Consider the following 22,762-nt stretch of genomic DNA (forward strand, 5'->3'; position numbering starts at 1 on the left):
GTCAGCAATCGAAGTAGCGGCGGAGCCCGGGGCGGATGACCTCCTCGAGGGTCTCGTCGAGCAACACCCGCGCTTCCAGGCCGCTGCACAGCCCGAGCTGCTCGCCTTGCGGCGGGGCGTCGTGAGATGGCAAGTGGGCGTGCTCATGCTGCACGAGGTGCCGGAACGCGACAGGGAAGTAGCGCTCGACCGCCTTCCGCTCTGCCGCGGAGAGATCCGGCGCGACCTGCTCGAGCAGGCGCCAGCCGAAGCGGGCGTGCCCGACCTCGTCGGCATAGATGCCCGTCAGCAGGTCGAGCAGCGGTCCGGGCGGCATCTCCAGCCGCTCGGCGCCGATCAGGGCCACGGCCACCGTCTCGCTCATGCAGCAGATGTGGATCACGTTGCGGAGCACGGCAGCGCGGGGGGGCGCGTCGCGGTGCAGGGGGAACTCCGGACGTTCCGGGACGCTCGCGGCCGCCGTCCCGCCGAGGGCCTCCACCACGGCGCCGCAGAGGATCCCGTGCCGGCGCTCCTCGGCGGCGAAGCCCCGGCACGCCTCGGCGAGCTCCGGCGGGAAGCTCGCCTCGGCGAGCTGACGCGCGAGCGCCTCGAACACGGCCGACGACGCGTGCTCGTTCACCATCCGCGCGCGCCAGGTGCCGATCGCGGCGGGGAACAGCGCTGCCGGATACCCGCTCACGTCGAAGGCCCGCGCGCGCGCCTCGCCGCGGAGATCGAGCGGCGAGGCGTTCATGCGACCTCCGACGCGGCGTCGGCCTCGAGCGCCGGCGGAACCGGGGGGCCCCAGGGCGTGCAGAACGTGCGGCGCCAGAGCTCCTCCTCAGGCGCGACAACGTCGCCGACGCAGCAGGCCCCCCGGACGGGCTCGGCCTCTGCGAAGGAGATGGCGTCGGCGTCCACGCCCACGATCAACGCCGTGCAGCAGTTCACGAGGGAAGCGTCCTCCGCCAACGCCGCCAGCTCCTGCTCGGAGAGACCCACCGTGGGGCCGGCGGGCATGCGCTCTGCCGCGTAACCCAGACAGCACTCGAGCTCCGCGCGAGGGCGGGCCTCCGCGTCGTCGAGGCTCACCGGCTCGGCGCACGCGAGCTCGGGCGGCTCCGGCTGGGAGCCCTCGGAGCAGTCCGGGTCGCCTTCGGCGGGCGTGCAGCCAGCCGGAGGCTCGCCCGCTGTCGGAGCCGCCCCCCCGCCGCCGGCCGACGCGTCCTCTTCGTCTCCGGCCGGAGCCACGTCGTCCGGCGCTTCCGGCGCGAGCTGCTCGTCGGGCTCCTGGTCCGAGGACTGCCCGCCGGAGGTGATACGTCCGCCGCAACCCACCACAGCGCCATACGCCAGCGCTCCCAGCGCGACCCTCGCCGCTGCACGCAATGCCGCCCGTCTCGTCTCCTCACGCATACAGTTCGCCTCCAGTCGATGGGGTACACGCGGCGGAATGCATCCGCCGCGGTACGAGCCGCTCGCGCGGCCCACGTGGACCAGCGTATGCGCGCAGGACAGCGAGGAGAATCGGCATTTTCCTCATGACATTGTATTGAAGATCAAAACAATGCCGTCACGAGATCCGCCGACGCGGTGAGCGGTAGGCGCCCGGCGGAACCCCGACTTCCCGGCGAAACGCGACGCTGAAGGCGGCCTGGTCCTGGTAGCCCACCGACGACGCCAGCTCGGCGAGGGCGAGCTCGGGACGCTCTCGCAGCTTCTCCTTCGCCAGCTCCATGCGCCAGCGCATCAGGTGCCGGAGAGGACTCTCCCCCACCTGCTCACGAAAGGCGTGAGCGAAGCCCGAGCGGCTCATGCCTGCTTGCCGCGCGAGAGAGGCCACGGTCCACGTGCGCTCCGGGGCCTGGTAGAGCGCGTCCAGGGCGCGGGCAACGCGCTCGTCGGCGAGGGCGGCGCGAAAGGAGCCAGGAGGCGCGGGCCGCTCGAGCTCCGCGCGGATCGCCTGCAGCAGGAGCAGCTCCGCAAAACGAGCGGCCATGACCGGCGCGCCCGGCCGCCGGCTATGCACCTCGTCGCGGATGCCGTCCAGGAGCCGGCCGAGGCCGGGCACCGGCTCGCCCGCGCCGCCGTCGAGGAGCACCACCGAGGGCAGCGCGCGGAGCAGCAGCGACCGTCCGGCGCCGGCGAGGCGCATGGCGGCGCAGAGCACCACCGTCCTCGGGCCGTCACCGCCCAGCCGGTGTTGCACCGTCTGTGCCCCCGGCGCAGGAGGCGAGAGCCAGCGTCCTTCGTCGGCGACCGGAGCCCCGGGTCGGTGCCGGAGGCAGTGGGGAGCGCCGTGCGGCAAGAGCAGCAGGTCTCCCCGATCCACATGAATCTCCCGGCCATCGAGCTCCAGCCACATCTCGCCTTCGAGGACGTGGTGGAGCAAGACGAGCTCTCGCGGGCCGACGCGGGCCCCCCAGGGGGCGCCGAGCTCGATATGGCCGAAGAGGCTGGTCTCGATGCGCACGTGGCGGAGCAGCGAGGTGAGGACATCGGGCATTGGACGATCGCAAAAGGGAGGTGGACGCTATCACATGGAGGACCGGTCGGGCGTCCGCCAGGCTCCGACCACCAACCCACAAGGAGCCAGACATGGACATCTTCATCACCGGTGCGAGCGGATTCATCGGCGCGGCGGTCGCCCGCGCCCTGGTCACTCGCGGCCACCGCGTGCGCGGGCTCGCACGCAGCGACGCGTCGGAAGCGAGGGTGCGCGCCTGCGGAGCGGCGCCGGTCCGGGGCGATCTCTATCAGCCGGAGGTGCTTGCGCGCGAGGCGGCGGCCGGCGACGGCGTGGTGCACACCGCGGCCACGACGGGAGAGGATCGCGCGGCCACGGACGCGGCGGCGGTCACCGCGATGCTCTCGGCCATGAGCGGCGGCGTCTTCATCACGACCACCGGGGCGCCGATGGCCCGGTCGTCGCGGGTGCCCGTGTCGGAGGACGAGACGGTCAACCCCGGTGGGCCGCTCGAGTGGCTTGTGGCGGCCGAGTCGCGCGTGCTCGGCGCGAAGGGCGCCCGGGGTGTGGTCGTGCGGCCGCCCATGGTCTACGGCGACGGCGCAGGTCCGGTGGCGCGCCTGGTGCAGACCGCCCGCGCAGCGGGGGTGGCGCGCTACATCGACGACGGCGCAAACCGCTGGTCGACCGTCCACGTGCGGGATCTGGCGGTGGCCTACGCGATGCTGCTGGAGTCGGACGCGACGGGCGTGTTCCACGCCGCCGACGCGTCGCCTGTGCCCATGGCGACGCTCTTCTCGGCGATCGGCGAGGTCGCCGAGGTGCCCGTGCGCTCGTGGAGCCTCGCCGAGGCCCAGGCCGCGCACGGGCCCCTGGCGAGCTTCCTGGCCATGGATGCCGCCCTCGATGCGACAAGGTTGCGCGGCCTCGGCTGGACGCCGAGGGTTGGAGAGGCGCTCGGAGGGATCTGTGGGGCGCTGCGCAACCCCTCGCAGGGAGCTGGGCCCGCATGAACCGCGCTCCAGGGAAGCGGCGCCTGGGCGCTGGCCACTAGAGCGGCTGGTAAAGCTGGATCAGGTTCCCGCAGGTGTCCGAGAGCACAGCCACCATGACCGGGCCCATCGGGGTGGGCTCCTGGGTGAACGCGACCTGGCGCTCCTTGAGGCGCGCGAACTCGGCCCGGAGGTCCGTCACCTCGAACGCGGTGAGCGGGATGCCCTGCGCGAACATCGCCTGCTGGAACGTCTTCGCCGCCGGGTTGGCGTTCGGCTCCAGCACGAGCTCGACGTCGTCGGGCCCCTCCGGCGATACCACGGTGATCCACCGGTACTCGCCGACGGGAATGTCGTGCTTCTTCTTGAAGCCGAGCACCTCCGTGTAGAACTTCAGCGCTCGGTCCTGGTCCTCGACCATGATGCTGTTGAGCTTGATCTTCATCGTTCGCCTCGCTGAGCGGATGGGTCTGGGCCGACTCTGCCAGGGCCGCCCGGCTCACGCTTCTCGAAAACTGCGAAAGGCGCCCGGGGGCAGCCGTCCCATCAGGCTGAGACACCCCGGGACGAGCTCCCACGGGAGGGTGCCCGGCACCTGGACCATCGCGCGCAGCCGCCGCCGGTAGGCCGAAGGCGGCATGCCGATCCGCTGCGCGAACAGAGCGCTGAAGCTGCCGAGGCTGGAGAATCCCACCTCCATGCACACGCCGGTCACCGAGTGCCGCCCGGCCGCCAGGAGCTGCTTGGCCAAGTCGAGGCGCCGCCGGATGCGATACTGGTGCGGTGTCACGCCGAACACCGCCTCGAACTGCCGGATGAAGTGATAAGGAGAGATCGCCACCTCCCGCGCCACGTCCTCGATCGACAGCTTCGCGTCGTGCACCTCGGAGAGCAGGTCGCGCGCCCGGCAGAGGTTCCTCAGCGCGTCGTGTCCCAGCAGCATCGCCCACGCCCACGATAGGCTGCATCAGCGGCGGGCACAAGCGACCCTTCAGCCGCCCTCGTCCAGCCTTATCGCCACCTCAACCCAGGTCGGGTCGCGCCGGGAGGAACGCGCTCTCCTCGTAGTCGCTGCGGGGGTTCCACGCCGCGTAGCCGGCGCAGCCGGCGTCGTCGATCGCCCGGATCTGCTGCCGGATGTGCCACGGGGTGTACTTGTACCGCCGCATCGGACGCGAGCTGTCCAGATCGAAGGCCTGCACCCAGCTGCGCAGCTGCGCGATCCGCCCCGGCAGATCGGCGACCCGGCGCCAGCCGGCGGAGAGCGACGCGTGGAGGGTCTCGTACGGGTGATGGGCAGGGTTCGCGAGCCCGAAGCTGCCGGGGCCCCAGTGCGATGGGTACGGCATCGGCATCACGTAATCGAAGAGCTCCACCGCATCCTCGAGCCGCTGTCCGATGCCGTCCTGCGGCCCGAGGAGCGTGATCCCGAACAGGTCCGCCGAGATCGGGCGGGACGCCGCGTCGCCGACCTCCGCGCGAAGGAACTCGAAGAACGCGCGGATCGTCGGCGTCCTCTCGTGGAGCGGAGTCGGCGACCGCGGCTCGCGCGCCGCGCCATAGCGCACGTAATCGTAGTTCACCTCGTCGAAGCCCGCGTCGAACGCCCGAAGCGAGATCTCCGCGATCTCGCGCCATCGCTCCTCCGAGCCCGGATCGTACCAGCCGCGTGGACCGCCCTTGAACGCGACGAGCCGGGCGATGAGGTAAATGCCGGCGTGGCGAAGGGCCTCCAGCCGGGCCTTCGTGGCCTCGTCGCTCTCCAGGAGGAGCGCTCCTCCGTTCGACCGGATATCGATGACCAGGGAGTTCAGCTCCGTCCGCTGGACCAGGGAGGAGAGGCGCTCCATCCGGTCCGCGCTCCTCCCAGCCGCGAAGTTCACGTAAATCGCCTTTGTGACCGTGGGCATGCCGTTCCCCCCGGGCGAACGTAGAGCACGCCGCGGGCCATGCCCAGGTGCTCGACCCCCGGCGCCCGGGTCCCGCCCGAGCTACCCCCGCATCGCCTGGATCGGGCTGATCCGCGCCGCGCGCAGGGCCGGGAAGAAGCCCCCGAGCACGCCCATCACCACGGCGACAAGCACCGACCCGATCAGGATCCCCGGCGTCGGCTCGAACGTGAACACGATCTCCGAGAAGCTCGCGAAATTGATGATCGAGAAGCGCACGAACCGCATCCCGAGCGCGGCGAGCACGCCGAGCGCCCCGCCCACCATCGCGAGGAGGATCGACTCGATCAGGAACGACGTGAGGATGCTCATCCGGGAGAAGCCGAGCGCCCGCAGCGTGCCTATCTCGCGCTGCCGGTTGGCGATCGACGCGTGCATCGTGATCATCGCGCCGATCATCGCGCCGATCGAGAAGAACACCGCGATGAGCACGCCCATCCCCTTGATGAACATGCTCGTGCCCTCGGACTGCTTCTCGTAATAGTCGCTCTCGCGCATCACCTCGAGCCCGAGGTTCCGGTTCTGCTCGATCGACGCCTCGAACGCGTCGAACTTGCTGTCCGAGACGAGCCGCGCGCGCACCGACGACACGCCCCCTTCCCGGCCGAACGCCGAGCGCGCCGTGTGCAGATCGGCCCAGACCTCGGAGTCCGACGAGGAGCCGCCGTCGGAGAACACGCCGACCACCTTCACCGGCCGGTTCTTGCGGAGCTCGAACGACTCGCCCATCGACAGACCCTTGAAGCGGCCGTGGATCGCCTGCCCCACGATCACCTCGTCCGTGCCCGGCTGCGCCGGCCGGCCCTCGACGATCTTCACGTGCGAGCGGAACGCGAGCACGTCATCGGTCACGCCGCGCACCTGGACGTTCGAGACGCCCTCGGTGCCGAGCTTGTCGAGGAGGATGACCGCCACGACCTCCCCCACCCCGTCCGGCTTGCCGTCCTGCCGCTTCGCCACCTCGGCGCTCGCGAGGATCAAGCCGACTTGCTGCTCCTCGACGCTGCTCGCCATCTCGGCGTCCGATCCCTTCCGGATCACGAGCGCGACGTCGCTCTGCGCGGTGCGCCCGAGGGTGCGCTCCACGCTGTTCGCGAGCATCAACACCGAGGCGAACACGAACACCACGAGGCCGAGCCCCGCCGCCGTCGCGACGGTCGTCGTCTTGCGCACCACCAGATTTCGAACGTTGTAGGCGACGGGGATCATGAGCGCTCTCTCCCGCTTTCAGGGGGTCGTGGACAGGCTGCGACGTCGGTTCGCTCAGGCCACGCGCCGGAGCGCATCGGTGACCGAGAGCTTCGAGGCGTTGTACGCCGGGAGGAGCGACGCGAGCAGCGACAGCCCCACCGAGAGCAGCACCGCCATCACCATCGTCGAGGGCTCGATCCGGAAGTAAGGGAACATGCCGCCCATGTTCTCCTCCAGCCACCGGCCCATCCCGAGCTCGATGATCGGATAGGCGATCGCGAGCCCGGCGAGCCCCGCGAGCAGCCCGACGGTCGCGGCCTCGCCGATGATGAAGATCCTCACGTGCTTCGGCTCGAACCCGAGCGCGCGCAGCACGCCGTACTCCCGCGACCGCTCCCGGACGCCCATCGCGATGGTGTTGCCGAGGATCATCATCATGATGAGAAGGATGATGATGGACACGGCGTTGAGCGCCGTCAGCACGGCCGACATCATCGCCATGAACGACAGGTTCATCGCCCGCTCGCTCATCGTCGCCGTCTGGATGTCCTTCTCGTCGAAGATCTTGTCGATGGCCGCGCTGATCTCGGCGCTCCGCGAGGGATCGTCGATCCGGGCGGTCATCCAGCCGATCTGGTCGCGGTCCCGCTCGGGGATCGACTCGTTCAGGTAGTCGTAATGGAAGATGAACTGCGATCGATCCATCGACTTGCGCGACGCCGTGTAGATCCCCGAGACGTTGAACTGCCACGGACCGGGGTAGATCGACCCCTCCAGCGTCACCGTGTCGCCCACCTTCACCTTGAGCCGCGTCGCGAGGATGTCGCCCACGATGGCGCCCTTGCGGTCGCCCTGCCACCGCTCCATGTCCTCGGGCGAGACGACCATCTCGTCGTAGACCTTGAAGAAGGTCGCCGAATCGACCGCCATCGAGCCGAAGAAATTGCTGGCGTCGCGCGGGTCCTTGCCGCCGAACCAGTTCATGAACGTCCCCTCGGTCACGCCGGGGACCTCACGGAGCGTGGTCATGTAACGCTTCGGCAAGGGCAGGATGAACGAGATCTTGTGCCTCGTCGCGATCCGGTCCTTCGCGGCGTAGTCGGCGGCGACGTTCCACGCCGACAGCACCGTCCGGAGGAGCACGAACGCGAGCACCGCCACCGCCGCGCCGATCACGGTCAGCAGCGTCCTGAACTTGTTCCGGAGGACGTTCCTGGCGGCGACGGAGACGAGGTTCATGACAGGTTCCCCTTGTCGAGCCGGCGCGTCACCGTCGCGCGCTCGGCGGCCTGAGGATCGTGCGTGACCATCAGGATGGTCTTCCTGAACTCCTTGTTGAGCTTCTCCAGGAGCATCAGGATCTCATCGGCGCTCTTGCGATCGAGATCGCCGGTCGGCTCGTCCGCCACGATGATCGTCGGGTCGTTCACGATCGCCCGCGCGATCGCCACCCGCTGCTCCTGGCCGCCGGAGAGCTGCCGCGGATAATGGCCCATCCGCTCCTCGAGCCCGACCACGCGCAGCGCCGTCTGCGCGCGCTTCCGCCGCTCGGAGGCCGAGAGGCTCGTGAGCAGGAGCGGCAGCTCGACGTTCTCGGCGGCGGTGAGGACGGGCATCAGGTTGTAGGCCTGGAAGATGAAGCCCATGGTCTTCGACCGGAAGCGCGCCAGCTCGCCGTCGCTCATCCGCGTGAGGTCCTGCCCCGCCACGCGCGCGGTGCCGCGCGTGGGACGATCGAGCCCGGCGATGAGGTTCAGGAGCGTCGACTTGCCCGAGCCCGAGGGCCCCATCAGCGCCTCGTACGACCCCTCCGGGATGTCGAGCGTGATGTCGTCGAGCACCACGATCGGCTCCTTGTCGCGGAAATAGGTCTTGCCGACCCCCTGCAGCTCGACAATGGCCTTCGGCTTTGCATCGCGATACCCGTCGGTCATTCGCTCCCCTTTCCCTTCTCCTTGATCTTCTGGCCGTCCTCGAGGTCGGCCGACGGCTTGACCACGAGGCGCGTCCCCGGGGCCGGGCCGTCGAGCAGCTCCAGCCCGCCCGGCGCCGGCCCGCCCACCTTGATCGGCACCCTCTTCACCGCGCCCTGGTCGACGACGAACACCACCTTGGCGCCGGCCCGCTCGACCACCGCGGCCTCCGGGACGACCCGCTTCGGCGGCTCCTTCATCGCTTCTTCGGACAGCGCCTCGGCGAGGAAGCTCACCCGCGCGCTCATCTCCGGCAGCGCCTCCTTCGCCTCCCCGACGAACTTCACCTTGATCGGGATGGTCGCCTTGGCGCGGTTCACCCGCTTGCCGATCTCGACCGTCGTGCACCGGTGGCGCTTCGAGGGATAGGCGTCGAGGACGACCTCGCACGGCTTGCCGGGCTCGATGAGGTGGAGGCGCGTCTCCGGGACATCGGTCTCGACGACGAGCGACGTGAAATCGGCGATCTCGACGAGGTGCGGCAGCTCGAGGCCGACGACCTCCCCGATCTCCGGCGGCTTCGACATGATCGTGCCGTTGATCGGCGCGACGATCTTCCTGTCGGCCAGCGTGATCCGGAGGCTCTCGACGTCGGCCGCCGCGGCCTTGACCTCGGCCTCGGCCGCCGCGGCCGACTGCGTGAGGGAGTGCGCGCGCGCGGTCAGGTCCTCCATCGCGGCGCGGCCGGTCACCTGGCGCTCGACGAGCGCCCGCTCCCGCGCGACCTGCTGCTCCACCTCGACGATGCTCGCCCGGGAGGCGACGGCGCGCGCCCGCGCCGCGGCGACCTTGGCGTGGGCCGCGGCGACGAGGCTCTTCTGGTCGGCGTCGTCGAGGTCGACGAGCGGGTCGCCCGCCTTCACCACGTCGCCTTCCTTCACGTACACCCGGGCGATGCGGCCCGGGAGCTTGGCCCCGACCCGGGACACGACCTGCGGGACCACATACCCGGTCGACGTCACCGAGATCGACGCCTGCGCTGGCGAGACCAGCGCGATCTCGGTGGTGGCGACCTCGGTCTTGAAGATCGCGCTCTGCGCCCTCGGCGCGACGAGCACGGCGGCGCCGGCGACCGCCGCGAGCGCGAGCACGGCGATGAGGGCGGTGCGGAGCGGGCTCCGCCGATCGGGATCGACGTCCCGCTGGATCCGCAGCGAGGCGAGATCCGAGCTGAGCTTGTCGGACACGGCGCCTCCTTAACACGCTTCGGGCGGGGCGTTTATATTCTAGCGTGAATTCCTGATGCGCGGCGCCACCCGCCCCTGAAACGCGCCGGTACGGCCGCGCCGCGCCTCGGGCGGCGCTTGCCACACGCCCAGCGCCGGCGCCGTGGCAATCTTCCCGTCCAGACTACAATGCAGTGCGCGGGCGGCGTGCCCGCGAGGTCCGGTGCGAGCCAGGCGACCGGACGGCCTCACGCGATCGTGGAGCACCGACCCCACCGCATCACCATCCACCATCACGGTCATGCCGGTCGCGTCAGAGACGGTCGCGACGACGTCACCGGGGCGCAGGATCCCCTCGCGCTCGCCGGTCGCCATGACCCTCGGCAGGAGCTCAGCCCTCTTATCTTACATCGATCAATCCGACAGCCTCAGAAGAGCGTCAGGAGGTGTTCGTAGCCACGGAAGCCGATGATCCGGGCGCGCTCCAGCGGATGATCCGGGTCGAGGCGCAGGTTCGGAAGGCGCGCGAGCAGCTGCTCCAGCGCGACGCGGGCCTCCAGCCGCGCGAGCGGCGCGCCGAGGCAGAAATGGGTGCCCCGGCCGAAGGTGAAATGCCGATCGGCGTTCGGCCGGCAGGGGTTGAAGGTCGTCGGCTCGCTGAACACGCTCTCCTCGTGGTTGGCCGAGCAGATGGCCAGCTGGAGCGTCGCGCGCGCCGGCACCTTCACGCCGCCCAGCTCGACCTCCGTCGTCGTCTGCCGCGCGAGCCAGAGGAGCGGCGAGTCGAGCCGCAGCGTCTCCTCGATGACGTGGCCGAGCCGCGCCGGGTCCTCGCGCACGGCGGCGAGGTGCGCCGGGTGCTCCAGGAGCAGCGCCAGCGCGTTGCCGATCAGGTAGAGCGTCGTCTCGTGCCCGGCCAGGATCAGCTGCATGGGCACGGCGATCAGCTCCTCCTCGCTGAGCTGCGCCTCGCCGTCTTCATGCGCCCGGATCAGCGCCGAGAGCAGATCGTCGCCCGGGCTCCGCCGGCGCTCCGCGATCACCTCGGCGAAGTAGCGCTGGAACGCGCGCAGCCCCTTCGCCGCCTCCACCAGCTGCGGGACGGGCTCCGCGTTCCAGACCAGCTTGATCCAGCCGTCGGACCAGCGCTTGAGCAGATCGATGTCGGCGCGCGGCATCCCGAGCATGTCGCCGATCACGAGCGCCGTGAACGGGAACGCGAACCGCGGGATCAGATCCGCCCGGCCCTCGGCGGCGAACCCGTCGATCAGCTCGTCGGCGAGCGCCCGCATCTGCGGCTCCATCGCGGCGACGCGCTGCGGGGAGAAGCCTTTGTTGATGAGGCCGCGCAGCCGCGTGTGGTCGGGCGGATCGGTCGTGAGCAGCGTCGGCAGCCGCGCTTCGGGGTCCCCGAGCACGGCGACGACCTCGGGCGCCAGCGGGGTCCTGGGGCTCATCAGGGATTTCGAGGAGAAGCGCTCCGTGTCGCGCAGCACCGTCATCACGTCCTCCGCGCGCGTGACGAACCAGCTGTTCGCCGGCGCGTTGAAGAAGACGGGGGCGCCGCGGCGGGCCTCTGCATAGAACGGATAGGGATCGGCCGGGTGCCCGGGGTCGAAGAGGTTGTGGGCGCCGAGGGCGGCGCGCAGATCGTCAGGGGTTGTCATGCTAAGTGTCTCCTGTTCTGGCGAGATCGCGCGAGCGAGGCGCGAGCGCCCGGCGCCGGGAGGGAGCCCCGGCCGCGAACGCCTGTCGATGTTATGCCGCGTGGGCCCGGACACATATACTTCCCCGCCGGCCGGCCAGCTCCGCCTCGCGGCGGGCCGGCCCCTCCCCGGACCCGAGCGCTGCATGCCGCCTTCCCCTGGATCGACTCCGCCCCCCGGCAGCCCCCACCTCCCCGGCGCACCGGTGCGCCCGCGGCGCTCCTGGCGGGGCTGGGCCGGCTTCTCCGGCCTGCTCCTCCTGGCCATCCTCGTGCCCTTCTTCCTCTTCGCGGACCGCCTCGAGGCGGCGGCGCGGGCGCTCCTCGCCGCCCCGCCCTCGGGCGGCGCGGCGGCGCTCGTGCTGGGGGGGCTGCTCGCGGGCGATGTGGTCCTGCCGGTGCCTTCCAGCTTCGTGAGCACGGCCGCGGGCGGCCTGCTCGGGTTCTGGCGCGGGACGGCGGTCTCCTGGGCGGGCATGACGGCGGGCGCGGGGCTGGGCTACCTGCTCGGCGCGCGGGCGGGGGCGCCGGCCCTGCATCGAATGGTGGGCGAGGCGGAGCTCGCGCGGCTCACGCGCGCCGCCGAGCGGCACGGCCCCTGGTTCCTGCTCCTCTTCCGCGGCGTGCCGGTGCTCTCGGAGGCGTCGGTCGTCTTCGCGGGCGCGGGCCGCATGCCCCGCCGCGCGTTCTTCACGGTGACGGCCCTGGCCAACCTCGGCATCTCGGCCACCTACGCGGCGCTGGGCGCGTCCGCCGCGCGGTTCACGTCGGTCCTGCTGCTCTTCGCCGGGATCGTGCTGCTCCCCGGGATCGCGCTCCTCGTCGTCCGCTTGCCGGAATGGCGGCGGAGGTCGGCGCAGAAGCGCAATGGGTCCGGCTAGACGAGCCTAGACCACGCGATTCGAGCACGAAGAGAGGAGGTCTGCCGCTGCCGTTGAGCGGCACGTAGCCCCGATGCAGACGAGCGGCCCGATCTTACCGTTCTCGTCTCGGTGCCGGCGAGCACGCGGGCTCGCCCATCCTACGGACGCGGCCCGAAAGCGCCCGGATGCCGGCGAACCAGGACGGCTTTCGCGGCAGGCGCTCCCGATGTCGCAGGAGCCGATGACAGCGAGACGTCGCGTCACCATGGACCCCTCGGTCCTGGGGACATGCCGCTCGTAAATCAGGGAGAGAGTTGGCCATGGTTCATTTCGAGCTCGACGAGCGCGAAGCGAAAGATATGAGGACAGCGCTGTCCATCCGGCTCGTGGGGATGCGAGAAGAGCTGGTCCATACCGACAATCGAGAATACCGGGCGGATCTGAAGGCGACGATCGAGCGGCTCGAAGGGGTGCTCCGGCGCCTCGATGCGATCCTGGCCGGGCTGACATCGAAACCGTAGAGCTTCCTCGAAGAGCAAGCTGGCGTGAGGGAGGCAGCGGGGCCTGAGGCCCGCTGACGTGATGAGTACGGCCGTCAGACCGCCGGCGAGCAGAGGACCGACATGCCGGGCGCGGTGGGCGGGCGCGTGGCTCGGATCACGAGCGCGAAGCACGGCCGCGCGCGAGAGCCGCCCCGGGCTCGACGCCGGCTCGTTCCATGTCGTGGTTCACGCGGATCCACGAGGAGGACCGGGAGACGCGACGCCCGGTTCTACCCGGGTGCGCGTCACGGGGAAGCTCGGGCAGACGGCCCAGCAGACGGTGCTCAACGTCCAGGCGGCCTCGGTCACGGCGCTCGACGGGACCGGATCCGTCGAACGGCGAGGTCCAGGTCTTCGTGCATATCGTGGACGGCCAACCTGTCATCGACACGGCGTCGCTTGCGAGGGCGGCGAGATCGCCGTTCGAGCGCCGGGCCGAGCTGCGGCTTGACAACTTCGGAGTCCTAAGTTACTCCTTGGCCATGACCTCGAAGGGCCTTCCCTACTTCGACGAGAACACCGAGCCGCTCTCGTCGCGCATCGTGACGGGCCTGCACAAGATCGGGCTCGCGATGAAGCAGCAGACCTGGCAGCAGGCGAACGAGGAGGGGCTGTCGGCCACGCAAGGGCAGATCCTCGCGGCGCTCGTGGCGCACGGCCCGCTCACGGGCTCGGAGCTGAGTGAACGCCTCGGCGTCACCTTGCCGACGATCAGCGACTCCGTGCGCGTGCTCGGCGAGAAGCAGCTCCTCACGAAGTCCCCGGATCCGCGCCATCCTCGCGCGCGCCTGCTCACGCCGACCAGGAAGGGCGCGATGCTCGGTGCACGGGCGCGCTCGTGGCCGGAGTTCATGGCGACCGCTTTGAAGGATCTCGCGCCGGAGGAGCAGCGAGCGTTCTTCTCGGGCGTGGTGAAGATGATCCGTGCTCTGCAAGAGCAGGGGCTCGTCCCGGTGAGCGGCATGTGCGTGACGTGCACGCACTTCCGCCCGAACGTCCGTGCAGGAGCGTCGCCGCACCACTGCGCCTTCGTGGACGCGCCGCTCGCGAACGACCAGCTACGACTCGACTGCCCTGAGCACGAGGCCGCAGCCGAGACGGCTCGCAGAGATCTCTGGGAGCAGTTCATGCGACCCGCCTGAGTAAACGCTTCGAGAGCGACCGAAGTACGAGATTCCGCGGCCATGTCGGCCGACGGCAAGAGCGGAGCTTTGCTCCGAGAAGGAGACGACCCTCATGAACCACATTCCCGGCTACACCCATGGCACCTCGGCTGTCGCGACGTCCCCTGTGACGCTCGCCGACTTCGAACGGATGAAGGCGAGCGTCCTCTTCGGCGAGGAGGACGTGAAGTACTTGCGCATGTCGCGCGACGTCGTGAAGGACCACGTCGAGGCGATCCTGGACGTCTGGTACGGCTTCGTCGGGAGCCAGCCGCATCTTCTGGCCTCGTTCACCGCCAAGTCGGACGGCAAGCCCCTCGGCGACTACCTCGGTGCCGTGCGCAAGCGCTTCGGTCAGTGGATCCTCGACACTGCGCGCGCCCAGTACGACCAGGGGTGGCTCGATTACCAGCACGAGATCGGTCTTCGACACCATCGTTCCAAGAAGAACGCGACCGATGGTGCGCCGTCCACGGCGATCGTCCCCTTTCGCGACCTGTTCGCGCTTGTCTTTCCCGTGACGTTCACCCTTCGACCCTTCCTCGCGAAGCAGGGGCATTCGGCCGAGGACGCAGAAAAGATGTATGCCGCCTGGGTCAAGTCGTGTCTCTTGCAGATCACGCTGTGGAGCCACCCCTATGTGAAGGAGGGTGACTTTTGAGCAGCCCAGGGTGAAGGGGGTCATCGCAACGAAGTCGGAGGACCAACCCTGAGAAGAAGTGTTTCCGGGGCTCCGAAAGCGTCAGCTGTTCGGTCGGCCGGGTGAGCGTCGAGATCTGCTGCTCGAGCTTCAGCCTGGGGCGAGGTGGCCTGAGCTCGACGAGCCCCTCGATGGCCGCACCTCGATGAGCACGTCGACGGTCCCGAGGATGCCTTCGTTCTGACGGGGCAACCCGGAGACGGCAGTCAGATCTTCGACGCGGGCACGTTCATCCACGACCCGCGGGATACGTCGTGCATGAGCAGGACAACGACGCTCGGGCCGAGATCGACCCGAGGGGGTCGGTTCGCTCATCGCCGATCGCATCAATTCGATAAAATGGTAGACCTAGCTTCAGAGGCACTTATGAGCTACCGGGTCCAGACCAACATCCGCCGAACATCGTCGATTGTGATGACACTGTTGCTTTCCGCCTGCAGCACAGAAATGGGAGACGGACCGTGGGCGGGGGCGGCGGGCGGGCCGACCCGCTTGACGGCCGAGGCGGCCACTCCGGCGCGCCCCGGGCCGCGCTCCACGGCGCCGACCTCGTCTCGGTCAGCGCGCGCCGAGCAGCTCCCGCGGAATCGTCAACTTGCGCAGCCTCGAGCGGGGCTCCCGTGAGCGCCACGGCTCCGGACCCAGGACGAGCAGCCGCACGGGCACGGGAGCGCCGCTGGTCCATAGCCTGGTGCCTCATGAGCATCAACGTTGCCGTGGCGTTCTGCTCCCTGCTCTACTGGGGCGCTTCGGACTACTCCCTCGCCATCGACATCACGAAAGGCACGATCGCTATCTCGGCTGTCCTGTGCCTCCTCTACGAGGCTCACCGCGCGCGTCAGCGCCGACCGATCGCAGAACGGTGGAAGAAGCGTGTCGCCGCCGGGCTGTCGATCATGGCCGTCGTCGTGTACTTCGACGGTCTTCGCTTCGCTTACCCCTCATTCTATCACCGCTGGGAGTACTATCACTACTACCTGGGGGCCAAGTACTTCCCCGAGATGGCATACGATAACCTGTACAAGTGCACGGTTATCGCTCAGGACGAGATCGGGGTCGTCACCTATACGGACGACGTCACTGGTCAGCTGGTCACGCTCGACATGAGCGCCGAGGTGCGCCACCCGGACAGGAAGATCAGGAACCTTGGAGTAGACAACCTCCTCATCCGCGTGGCCGGGGTCCTGGCCTCTCCGGAGGAATGCAAGGCGCATTTTTCCTCCACGCGCTGGAGTGCTTTCAAGGCTGACGTGCAGTTCTTCCGCATGGTCTCGGAGAAGGACTACTGGGAGGCCATGGAGAGGGACCACGGTTACAACCCGCCGCCGGTCTGGACCGTCATGGGGCGGATCCTCGCCGAGCTTCACCCGGCGACGAAGGGGTACATGCAGTTCCTGACCTGCTTCGATAGTGCCTATCTGATCGGCGTCTTCGCCGCCCTCTACTGGGCCTTCGGGTGGCGCGTGTGCGCGCTGGCGGCGATCTTCTGGGGGTGCCAGTCGCCGGCGCCTTTCTTCTGGACTGGCGGCGCATTTCTGCGGCATGACTGGCTCTTCTTCGTCGTCCTTTCGGCCTGCTTGGTGCGGAAGAGGTACCCTAGGCTCGCTGGCGCGAGCATGGTCTACGCGGGCCTGCTGCGTATCTTCCCAGGCCTCGTCGTCATCGGGTGGCTCGTCGTCGCGGGGATCTATCTCTTCCGGCACAAGCGCATGGCTCGATCGCACGTGCAGGTGCTCATCGGCGGCGTCCTCGCCGCGGCCGCGCTGCTCACCGTGAGCGTCGGCGTTTCGGGCAGCGACTCCTATCGCCAGTTCTACGAGCACACGCTCCGCGTGCACGACCGGACCCCCGTGACGAACCACATGGGCCTTCGCGTCCTCGTGGCCCACAAGTTCGGGGCGGGGGTAGAGTCCGGCAGGATGAAGTACACGATGGATGCTTCGCTGCTCGATCCGTTCGAGACATGGAAGGAGATGCGCAGCGAACGCTATGCGAAGTACCGGTTCTTCGGCTACGCGGTCATCGCCGCGAGCTCGGGGTTCTTCGTCTATGTGTGCAGGGGGGTGCGCTCGCTCTGGGTGGCCGGGTGCCTGGGGCAGATATTCATCATTCTGCTGTCCCAGCTCACCTGCTATTACTACACGTTCATGCTCCTGAGCGCCCCGCTCACCCGGCGGAAGCGGCAGCTCGAAATCCCCCTCCTCTGCCTCGCGGCGCTCAGCCAAGGGATCTGGAGGTGGACCTCCTGGAACGACGACAGGTACACGCTGCTCACCGTGGCGATGCTCGGGTTCTGTTACTTCCTGCTGTACGCCTTCACGAGGAAGGTGCGCCGCGCGGAAAGCCGTCAGGCCTTGGCCGCTGCTCCGTGGGTCGAGGCCTCGGGCCAGGGCTAAGAGCGCCTCTCAAAACCTCCCGTCGCCAGGCAGCCGAGGGCGGGCGCATCGCGTCGTTGCTCCTCGTCGCCCTACATCAGCAAGTCGGGCCGGAAGGCGATTCGCCGCGACGTCGCTCCGTCATCATCGCCCGCTCTTCATTTCGCGGATTCAATCACCACGGCACGCCCCCAGTCCCTGGGAGCAATTCTCCAGCGGCTCCTCTTTGGGCCATAGTGTTCACTCCATTCGTCGTTGCAGTACTCGAGCAGATTGGCCCCATTGCCGCCGTAGGTCTGCAACTTGCTCTTGAATGCATCTCTGTACGCATAATACAGGTCTCGCTTGAGCCTCAACTTGTCCTCGGACAAGAGGTTGCTCAATCCCGCGTCCTCCTCCCCGGAATGGTCTGGATTGTTGTAGTAGGTCTGATAGAGCGCGACATTGTAATCCCCAAGAGGCGCAACGAATTCCTTCACAGCCAGGGATGTCTGGTGGTGATCTGGATGATCCAGGGGATTGTATTTTACGTCGTCATCATCTGAAACTATGATCCATGGACGATAGCCATCGTCTGGAAGGTTCTTGAGCGCCTCCGGAGTTTCCTGGCAAATGATGGCGCTCAGAGTCGCGCCAAAATCTTCCCAGCCGGCGTATGAGGCCGAGCCGTCAAGCGCCGAGATCTTCTCTCCTCGGTGGAGGCCCTCCAAACCTGAGCTTGATGGAATGCGAAGAAAGTAACTTCTGGTATTTCGCCACTCGCGCCGAATGATTTGATGATTGTTGACGCTGACTGTTTCTGTCGTGAATAGCTTATCGGGCAACGCGCTCAGAATGGATGCAAATTCATCGGGTGACATGCCTGCGCGAAGACTGGATGCCAAGGCCCCGCACTCTCTTGATTCCCACCATCCAGCCTCATGGTATGCACCAAACTTGTCTCTGGGGTCTCCGTCTCCGGCGGTTGTATAAATAAAAATGATCTTATTTGATGAGCAGCTCAGGTCTACCCAGGCCTTCTCACCGAAGAAAAATTGCCAATCATCCTGATGAGCCTGCACATAGAAAGCGCATCCCTGGTATGATTCTTTAGTATTCATGCGTTGCGTATCCAGCTCTTGAGACAGTTGAAAAAACACAAATCGATTCGAGGATGTCAAACGCGAATCGCCACGCTCACCTCAGGTGATAGAAGCAGGTATTTTTCTCGTCAAGCCGTTTCTAGCGGCCCGGCGAGGAGCGGCGGGCTCCACGAGCGCTGGTGGCGTAGCATTGCGTCGAGCAGGGTCAGGAGCTCCTCGTCGAGCCGAGCGCGCGGCCAGCCCGCCTGCAACTTGCCGATCACGTCCGTCGCCGCAGGCAAGCGGGTTAACTCGGTGCATCCGACACGAGCCGGAGATCGGCGAGCCCATAGCCGGATGCGCTCCTACGGGCGGGTGCGCTCGCCGATGGTCAGGAGGACGCGGCAGCCGGCGCGCTCGCCGCTGCGGACCTCGAAGGCGTGGCCGCCGTCGCCGGCCAGGGCCCAGTGATGGAGCGTGAGCGGGCCGCAGCGCTGCGCCGGCGGGTCGAGCAACGCCGTGTTGCCGTGGACCGCGAAGGTCCAGGTGCAGCCGTCGCCGTCGGTGGCGGCAGCGGTGTGCGCTCCGGTGCGCTCGATCGCGATGCTGCCGACCTGGGGCTCGTAGCTCGGCGGCAGCGGGTTGCCCTCGGCGTCGGCGCAGGCGACGGTGGCGACGTAGCTCCGCGTACTCCGTTCAGCTGACCACGCCGCTTGGCGCTTCATTGCAGCGTGCAGATGAGCCGCCGACCGCGCACGGAGTAGGCACCGTCGCGTTGCTCGATCCAGGCGACGAGCAGCTTGATGCCGAGCTGCGCGACGGTCGAGCCGAGGATCTGCGCGCTGCTGCCGTCCGGAAGGGAGAAGATGAGCTGGTTGGGGAGCACGTTCTCACCCGTTCGCGTAAACCAGCCCAGGTTCACGCTTTTCCCAGGGGGCGGCACCAACGTTAAATACACGTTTTCGCCGTCGCTCGCCACGGGGCCCGGGGGGTTATACTGGTTTACATTCTGGAGCTTGAAGACAGGGGTGAAGCCGGGCGGTGGGACCTGGACGAGCGACGAGAAGTCCTTCACGACGCCTATCTCCGCCGAGAGAGCGAGCCTCGGCGGAGGAACAAGGTGCGCTATCAAGAGCGTGACCCCATCGCCCTCGGGCAGCGGGAACGCCCCAAAGAAGGACTCCACCTCGTCAGGAGATGGGCTGAACTGGATCTGGTGCGCCACGCCGAGATCGGCGGTCGAGGCGCCCGTCCTGAAGAACGCTTCTCCGGTCGCGTTGTCATCCAACAGGAGGAGGTGCTGGCCGTTCGTGACCGTGTAGTAGTGGACGTTGAGCGAGGCATCGGTACGTGGGCCCTGGGCCACCAGGGTCGGCGCAGACTCGGCCGATCCACCGACGACGAGCGCTCGCGTCGAGCCGCCCGGCGCCGCGCAGGTCGCGGCGTAAAGGGTCTCGTCGCCCGCTTGGACGAACGCCATCGACGCTGCCACGTTGGGGCTCGAGCACGCCGGTGCGAGCGCGGGAAACCGCTGGAACGTCCCCTTGGATGAGACGCCGTCGGCGGTCGTGGGGAAGACGAGCTGCCCGATCTCGTACCCCACCCGGCCCTGAAGGATCACTTGCCCTTCCGACTCGCGGCCGGTGACGAAAGCCGCGCCGTTGGTGAAGGGGAACTCCGTCTTGGACCCGGCTGGCTCCCCGATCTCGTGCACCGTCCCGATCACGAGCCGGCTCGCAGTCTTGTCGATGACCGAGACAAATACGTGATCGGGTCCGCTCGCCAGCACGAGCGAGGAGGTGTCGACCTCATGGCCGCCGAGGTCTTCGGACGTGAGGATGTCGAACGGCTCGAGGTCGAGCGCGCACTTCGCCTCGGCCGGCTTGCAGACGCCGTCCTGACAGAGGCCGCTCGGGCACTCGGAAGAAACGCTGCACCCTTCGCCGCCGTTGCCTTCTTGGTTCAGCTCCGCGTCGGTGCGCACGCCCGCGATGATCTGGCAGCCGGCGACGAGCAAAGCGCCCCCGGCAATGACGAGCCCCCAGGGTCGCATCTGGCGCATGTCAAAAACTACCTCGCAACGACAGCCCCGCTGTTCCCACCCGGGTCGCAGGCCCCAGGCGCACCTCGAGCACCGTCGGCGGCATGGCGTCGCTCGACGGCGCGGTCAGGAACACGACAAGGCCTGTGATGAGCACCGCGCCTCCCGCCGCGAACGCCACGTTGGAGATGTTGGCGGTCGTGTTGGCGTCCTGATGGAGCTTGACCCCCTCGGCGTCACAACGGGGAGGGTCGTCGTTGGTACACCCGTGCCGGTTACGCGCCTCGCTCATTTTCAAGAGCGTCTCGACACCGAACACAGCGCCTACCGCGATCCCGGCCAAGCTCACCCCGCCCAGCACGAGCCCCACGGTCCGCTGCGCGCTCCACGAGCTCGCCGCGGGCGCGGCGCTCGTGGCCGCAGGCGCGGGCGCTACCCGCTCTGGCGTGGGCGCGGCGGGCGCTTCTGGCGTGGGCGCGTCCTCGAGCAGAGGGACGCGTACCGTTCTCTGCCCTGGCTTCGGCTCGACGAGCACCTTCGTGCTCCATGACGTTTTGCCAGGCGCCACCACCTCGATCGTATGCTCGCCCGGATCGACCGGGATCGCCGAGCCGAACATCGCCGCATCGAGCGGCTTCGTGTTGCGCCGCACCTCGAGCCCCTCGACCCGGGCCTCCGGCGCCACCTCGATGACGAGCCTCGAGAGCTGCGGCTCGAGGAGGCCCGCCCGCCGCCCCGCTTCCTGCGCGCGCCGCCGATCGCCCGCTTTGCGCGCCATCGCCTCGGCGTCGTTGAAGGTCGCCCAGGCGCTCGCCGTCTCACCATTGAGCTCGTAGCAATCCGCCAGGGCGAGCAGCGTCCCGGCCATCGGATCCATCTTCTGGCTGGCGGCGAGCTTCGAGCACCCCAGGGCGTGCCTGCCCTGCTTGATGAGCACGCGCCCCTCGCGGAAGAGCACATCGGCGGCCGCCCGGTCCTCGGCGGTCGGGTCCGCGAGGGCGCGCGGCGCGAACGACAACGATAGGATCAGCGCACTCGCAGCGATGACACTGCGCTTCATACGCATCGGGCCTGGGCCATGCACCGATCCGATTATATCGGCACCCCGCGTCGTTGTCCCAACGGTTAGCGCCGTTCGTCGTACGAGAACGCTGGCTCAGGCTTCGGGGTGGGAGGGGTCTTGGCCGGGGGCTTCGCCCGCAGGGGGGGCCTCGCCGCCTTCAGCGTGGCCGTCGCCGCCGGCGAAGGCGAGGTGGGCTCCGCCTGCGCTTTCGCGCTCGCGACGTGAGAGGCGACCGCCGGGGGGGGAGCTTGGGATTCAACGGGCGCGGCTGGGGCCGCGTTCGGCGCCCCGAAGGAGGCCGCCGGCGGGCCTATCGGTGCCGGGGATCGCGCCCCCTCCTGCCCCCGCCCGGCGATCACCGCGAGCGCAGCGCCCGCGACGAACGCGCCGGCGAGGAGAAGGGGAACCCGATAGCGCGGCTTCGCCAGCGGCACCCCGAAGGGCGATGAGGCGCTGCTGGGCGAGGACGAGGTGAGCGCTGTCTCCGCCACGGAATTCGGCGGGCGCAGCGCGATCGGCCCTGCTGGCTCGGCGCTCGCCGGCGGCGGGGAGACCTCCACGCGGCGCGACCTCGGCGCGTCCTTGGCTCCCGACGAAGGCGACCGCGGCATGTTGAGCACCCGCGAAACCCGCTCCGGATAGCCCCGCGCTCGCGCGGGCGCGTGAGGCGCGAGGGCGCCGGCGAACGCTGCCACGTCGTTCCAGCGCTGCTCACGATCGTGCGCCAAACACCGCAGGATCACCGCGTCGAGCTCCGGGGGCACGTCGCTCCGGCGCTCGCGGAGCGGCGTAGGCTGCGCCGCGAGCATGCGCCCGTAGAACTCAGCCAAGCTCTCCGCGTGAAACGGCGTCTGCCCGGCGATGAGCTCATACAAGAGGACGCCGAGCGCCCAGAGGTCGGTGCGCGCGTCGACGTCCTTCGACGAGTTCATCTGCTCGGGCGACATGTAGTAGGGGGAGCCGAGCTGCTGGTCGTCGTCGGTGAGGGCGAGATCCGGCCCGCTGATCTTCGAGATGCCGAAGTCGAGGACCTTGATGCACGGCGAGCCGCTGACGTCCTGCGTGACGAAGAGGTTCGCCGGCTTCAGGTCGCGGTGCACGATCCCGGCGGCGTGCGCCTCGCCGACGGCTTCACACGTTTGTAGGACGTACTCCACGGCGTCGTCGAGCGAGAGCGACCCGCTCTCCACAAGCAATGCGGCGAGATCACGCCCTTCGAGGAATTCCATGACGATGTACGGCGCCCCGCCTTCGAGGGTACCGACGTCGAACACGCGGGCGACGTGCTGGCTGCGCAGCCGCACCGCCGCGCGCGCCTCGCGCAAGAAGCGCTCGCGCGCGTCGGCGGTGACGTGGTGGGCCGAGCGCATGAACTTGACGGCGACGCGCTGGCCGAGCTCGACGTGGACCGCCGCGATGACGACCCCCATGGCCCCCGCGCCGAGCAGACGCTCCACGCGGTACTTGCCCGCCAGGAGGTCGCCGGGCCGGACCGGGGCTTTGGTCATGGCTCGCCATGTGGTCTCAGC

23 protein-coding genes and 1 pseudogene are annotated in these 22,762 nt (G+C 68.6%); 6 read left to right on the forward strand and 18 right to left on the reverse strand.

Translation table 11 applies throughout. The features are described 5' to 3' along the window. Position 1 precedes the first annotated feature (1 nt). The 3 genes from WMF36_RS35240 to WMF36_RS35250 form a co-directional block, all read right to left on the reverse strand. Positions 2-736, reverse strand: a complete 735-nt coding sequence (locus WMF36_RS35240; protein WP_437575196.1) for a ferritin-like domain-containing protein — start codon at positions 734-736, stop codon at positions 2-4. Next, positions 733-1,320, reverse strand: coding sequence for a hypothetical protein (locus WMF36_RS35245; RefSeq protein WP_437575197.1), 588 nt, complete (start codon positions 1,318-1,320; stop codon positions 733-735). Before WMF36_RS35245 ends, WMF36_RS35240 begins: the two co-directional genes overlap by 4 nt. Positions 1,321-1,555: 235 nt before the next feature. Continuing rightward, positions 1,556-2,488: an AraC family transcriptional regulator gene (locus tag WMF36_RS35250; RefSeq protein ID WP_437575198.1), complete on the reverse strand. Its 933-nt coding sequence runs from the start codon at positions 2,486-2,488 to the stop codon at positions 1,556-1,558. Between the two features lie 92 nt (positions 2,489-2,580). On the opposite strand from WMF36_RS35250, the gene WMF36_RS35255 reads away from it, so the two are divergent. Next, entirely contained in the window at positions 2,581-3,462 is an 882-nt protein-coding gene (locus tag WMF36_RS35255) for an NAD-dependent epimerase/dehydratase family protein (protein WP_437575199.1), read from the forward strand. Positions 3,463-3,499: 37 nt separating this feature from the next. Here WMF36_RS35255 and WMF36_RS35260 read toward each other — a convergent pair whose 3' ends face one another. The 9 genes from WMF36_RS35260 to WMF36_RS35300 all read right to left on the reverse strand — a co-directional run bounded on the left by WMF36_RS35260 (position 3,500) and on the right by WMF36_RS35300 (position 11,387). Further along, positions 3,500-3,886 (reverse strand): VOC family protein, encoded by a 387-nt coding sequence (locus WMF36_RS35260; protein WP_437575200.1) that lies wholly within the window; start codon positions 3,884-3,886, stop codon positions 3,500-3,502. Between the two features lie 54 nt (positions 3,887-3,940). Further along, complete coding sequence (locus WMF36_RS35265) at positions 3,941-4,384, reverse strand: helix-turn-helix transcriptional regulator (protein WP_437575201.1); 444 nt, start codon at positions 4,382-4,384, stop codon at positions 3,941-3,943. A gap of 79 nt (positions 4,385-4,463) precedes the next feature. Continuing rightward, positions 4,464-5,351 carry a putative glycoside hydrolase gene (locus WMF36_RS35270; RefSeq protein ID WP_437575202.1) on the reverse strand — a complete coding sequence of 296 codons (888 nt, stop codon included), beginning with the start codon at positions 5,349-5,351 and terminating at the stop codon, positions 4,464-4,466. 81 nt (positions 5,352-5,432) lie between these two features. After that, positions 5,433-6,599 carry an ABC transporter permease gene (locus WMF36_RS35275; RefSeq protein ID WP_437575203.1) on the reverse strand — a complete coding sequence of 389 codons (1,167 nt, stop codon included), beginning with the start codon at positions 6,597-6,599 and terminating at the stop codon, positions 5,433-5,435. A 54-nt stretch (positions 6,600-6,653) separates the two neighbouring features. Then, positions 6,654-7,820 carry an ABC transporter permease gene (locus WMF36_RS35280; protein WP_437575204.1) on the reverse strand — a complete coding sequence of 389 codons (1,167 nt, stop codon included), beginning with the start codon at positions 7,818-7,820 and terminating at the stop codon, positions 6,654-6,656. Continuing rightward, positions 7,817-8,515 carry an ABC transporter ATP-binding protein gene (locus WMF36_RS35285; RefSeq protein WP_437575205.1) on the reverse strand — a complete coding sequence of 233 codons (699 nt, stop codon included), beginning with the start codon at positions 8,513-8,515 and terminating at the stop codon, positions 7,817-7,819. The genes WMF36_RS35280 and WMF36_RS35285 overlap by 4 nt, the downstream gene beginning before the upstream one ends. Next, positions 8,512-9,741 (reverse strand): efflux RND transporter periplasmic adaptor subunit, encoded by a 1,230-nt coding sequence (locus WMF36_RS35290; protein WP_437575206.1) that lies wholly within the window; start codon positions 9,739-9,741, stop codon positions 8,512-8,514. Before WMF36_RS35290 ends, WMF36_RS35285 begins: the two co-directional genes overlap by 4 nt. Before the next feature lie 39 nt (positions 9,742-9,780). Continuing rightward, on the reverse strand, positions 9,781-10,095 hold the full coding sequence (locus WMF36_RS35295; protein WP_437575207.1) for a hypothetical protein: 315 nt from the start codon (positions 10,093-10,095) through the stop codon (positions 9,781-9,783). 53 nt (positions 10,096-10,148) lie between these two features. After that, on the reverse strand, positions 10,149-11,387 hold the full coding sequence (locus WMF36_RS35300) for a cytochrome P450 (RefSeq protein ID WP_437575208.1): 1,239 nt from the start codon (positions 11,385-11,387) through the stop codon (positions 10,149-10,151). Between the two features lie 184 nt (positions 11,388-11,571). On the opposite strand from WMF36_RS35300, the gene WMF36_RS35305 reads away from it, so the two are divergent. The 5 genes from WMF36_RS35305 (at position 11,572) to WMF36_RS35325 (ending at position 17,089) form a co-directional block, all read left to right on the forward strand. Continuing rightward, positions 11,572-12,306, forward strand: a complete 735-nt coding sequence (locus tag WMF36_RS35305) for a TVP38/TMEM64 family protein (RefSeq protein ID WP_437575209.1) — start codon at positions 11,572-11,574, stop codon at positions 12,304-12,306. Positions 12,307-12,608: 302 nt separating this feature from the next. Next, positions 12,609-12,809 carry a hypothetical protein gene (locus WMF36_RS35310; protein WP_437575210.1) on the forward strand — a complete coding sequence of 67 codons (201 nt, stop codon included), beginning with the start codon at positions 12,609-12,611 and terminating at the stop codon, positions 12,807-12,809. A gap of 503 nt (positions 12,810-13,312) precedes the next feature. Continuing rightward, on the forward strand, positions 13,313-13,972 hold the full coding sequence (locus WMF36_RS35315; RefSeq protein ID WP_437575211.1) for a MarR family winged helix-turn-helix transcriptional regulator: 660 nt from the start codon (positions 13,313-13,315) through the stop codon (positions 13,970-13,972). Between the two features lie 94 nt (positions 13,973-14,066). Beyond that, positions 14,067-14,654 (forward strand): protoglobin domain-containing protein, encoded by a 588-nt coding sequence (locus WMF36_RS35320; protein ID WP_437575212.1) that lies wholly within the window; start codon positions 14,067-14,069, stop codon positions 14,652-14,654. Positions 14,655-15,391: 737 nt separating this feature from the next. Continuing rightward, positions 15,392-17,089, forward strand: a complete 1,698-nt coding sequence (locus WMF36_RS35325; protein ID WP_437575213.1) for a hypothetical protein — start codon at positions 15,392-15,394, stop codon at positions 17,087-17,089. A gap of 137 nt (positions 17,090-17,226) precedes the next feature. Here WMF36_RS35325 and WMF36_RS35330 read toward each other — a convergent pair whose 3' ends face one another. From WMF36_RS35330 to WMF36_RS35355, 6 genes and pseudogenes are all read right to left on the reverse strand, one after another. Further along, positions 17,227-18,168 (reverse strand): hypothetical protein, encoded by a 942-nt coding sequence (locus WMF36_RS35330; protein WP_437575214.1) that lies wholly within the window; start codon positions 18,166-18,168, stop codon positions 17,227-17,229. A gap of 110 nt (positions 18,169-18,278) precedes the next feature. Continuing rightward, positions 18,279-18,468, reverse strand: a pseudogene (locus WMF36_RS35335) (hypothetical protein); the annotation flags it as partial. Positions 18,469-18,494: 26 nt separating this feature from the next. Continuing rightward, positions 18,495-18,854, reverse strand: a complete 360-nt coding sequence (locus WMF36_RS35340) for a hypothetical protein (protein ID WP_437575215.1) — start codon at positions 18,852-18,854, stop codon at positions 18,495-18,497. Further along, on the reverse strand, positions 18,851-20,191 hold the full coding sequence (locus WMF36_RS35345; RefSeq protein ID WP_437575216.1) for a hypothetical protein: 1,341 nt from the start codon (positions 20,189-20,191) through the stop codon (positions 18,851-18,853). The genes WMF36_RS35340 and WMF36_RS35345 overlap by 4 nt, the downstream gene beginning before the upstream one ends. A 1-nt stretch (position 20,192) precedes the next feature. Then, positions 20,193-21,230 carry a hypothetical protein gene (locus tag WMF36_RS35350; protein ID WP_437575217.1) on the reverse strand — a complete coding sequence of 346 codons (1,038 nt, stop codon included), beginning with the start codon at positions 21,228-21,230 and terminating at the stop codon, positions 20,193-20,195. Positions 21,231-21,295: 65 nt separating this feature from the next. Then, entirely contained in the window at positions 21,296-22,741 is a 1,446-nt protein-coding gene (locus tag WMF36_RS35355; RefSeq protein WP_437575218.1) for a protein kinase domain-containing protein, read from the reverse strand. Positions 22,742-22,762: the final 21 nt, after the last annotated feature.

This window comes from Sorangium sp. So ce887 (assembly GCF_051521455.1).
Taxonomy (GTDB): domain Bacteria; phylum Myxococcota_A; class Polyangia; order Polyangiales; family Polyangiaceae; genus Sorangium.

What these genes read in the sequence shown, in the direction of transcription:
- WMF36_RS35350 (WP_437575217.1), bottom strand. Translation starts at nt 21,230, where the DNA reads ATGAAGCGCAGTGTCATCGCTGCGAGTGCGCTGATCCTATCGTTGTCG.
- WMF36_RS35280 (WP_437575204.1), bottom strand. Translation starts at nt 7,820, where the DNA reads ATGAACCTCGTCTCCGTCGCCGCCAGGAACGTCCTCCGGAACAAGTTC.
- WMF36_RS35325 (WP_437575213.1), top strand. Translation starts at nt 15,392, where the DNA reads ATGAGCATCAACGTTGCCGTGGCGTTCTGCTCCCTGCTCTACTGGGGC.
- WMF36_RS35265 (WP_437575201.1), bottom strand. Translation starts at nt 4,384, where the DNA reads ATGCTGCTGGGACACGACGCGCTGAGGAACCTCTGCCGGGCGCGCGAC.
- WMF36_RS35255 (WP_437575199.1), top strand. Translation starts at nt 2,581, where the DNA reads ATGGACATCTTCATCACCGGTGCGAGCGGATTCATCGGCGCGGCGGTC.
- WMF36_RS35250 (WP_437575198.1), bottom strand. Translation starts at nt 2,488, where the DNA reads ATGCCCGATGTCCTCACCTCGCTGCTCCGCCACGTGCGCATCGAGACC.
- WMF36_RS35285 (WP_437575205.1), bottom strand. Translation starts at nt 8,515, where the DNA reads ATGACCGACGGGTATCGCGATGCAAAGCCGAAGGCCATTGTCGAGCTG.
- WMF36_RS35340 (WP_437575215.1), bottom strand. Translation starts at nt 18,854, where the DNA reads ATGAAGCGCCAAGCGGCGTGGTCAGCTGAACGGAGTACGCGGAGCTAC.
- WMF36_RS35345 (WP_437575216.1), bottom strand. Translation starts at nt 20,191, where the DNA reads ATGCGCCAGATGCGACCCTGGGGGCTCGTCATTGCCGGGGGCGCTTTG.
- WMF36_RS35260 (WP_437575200.1), bottom strand. Translation starts at nt 3,886, where the DNA reads ATGAAGATCAAGCTCAACAGCATCATGGTCGAGGACCAGGACCGAGCG.
- WMF36_RS35310 (WP_437575210.1), top strand. Translation starts at nt 12,609, where the DNA reads ATGGTTCATTTCGAGCTCGACGAGCGCGAAGCGAAAGATATGAGGACA.
- WMF36_RS35330 (WP_437575214.1), bottom strand. Translation starts at nt 18,168, where the DNA reads ATGAATACTAAAGAATCATACCAGGGATGCGCTTTCTATGTGCAGGCT.
- WMF36_RS35240 (WP_437575196.1), bottom strand. Translation starts at nt 736, where the DNA reads ATGAACGCCTCGCCGCTCGATCTCCGCGGCGAGGCGCGCGCGCGGGCC.
- WMF36_RS35295 (WP_437575207.1), bottom strand. Translation starts at nt 10,095, where the DNA reads ATGGCGACCGGCGAGCGCGAGGGGATCCTGCGCCCCGGTGACGTCGTC.
- WMF36_RS35305 (WP_437575209.1), top strand. Translation starts at nt 11,572, where the DNA reads ATGCCGCCTTCCCCTGGATCGACTCCGCCCCCCGGCAGCCCCCACCTC.
- WMF36_RS35275 (WP_437575203.1), bottom strand. Translation starts at nt 6,599, where the DNA reads ATGATCCCCGTCGCCTACAACGTTCGAAATCTGGTGGTGCGCAAGACG.
- WMF36_RS35270 (WP_437575202.1), bottom strand. Translation starts at nt 5,351, where the DNA reads ATGCCCACGGTCACAAAGGCGATTTACGTGAACTTCGCGGCTGGGAGG.
- WMF36_RS35300 (WP_437575208.1), bottom strand. Translation starts at nt 11,387, where the DNA reads ATGACAACCCCTGACGATCTGCGCGCCGCCCTCGGCGCCCACAACCTC.
- WMF36_RS35320 (WP_437575212.1), top strand. Translation starts at nt 14,067, where the DNA reads ATGAACCACATTCCCGGCTACACCCATGGCACCTCGGCTGTCGCGACG.
- WMF36_RS35355 (WP_437575218.1), bottom strand. Translation starts at nt 22,741, where the DNA reads ATGACCAAAGCCCCGGTCCGGCCCGGCGACCTCCTGGCGGGCAAGTAC.
- WMF36_RS35315 (WP_437575211.1), top strand. Translation starts at nt 13,313, where the DNA reads ATGACCTCGAAGGGCCTTCCCTACTTCGACGAGAACACCGAGCCGCTC.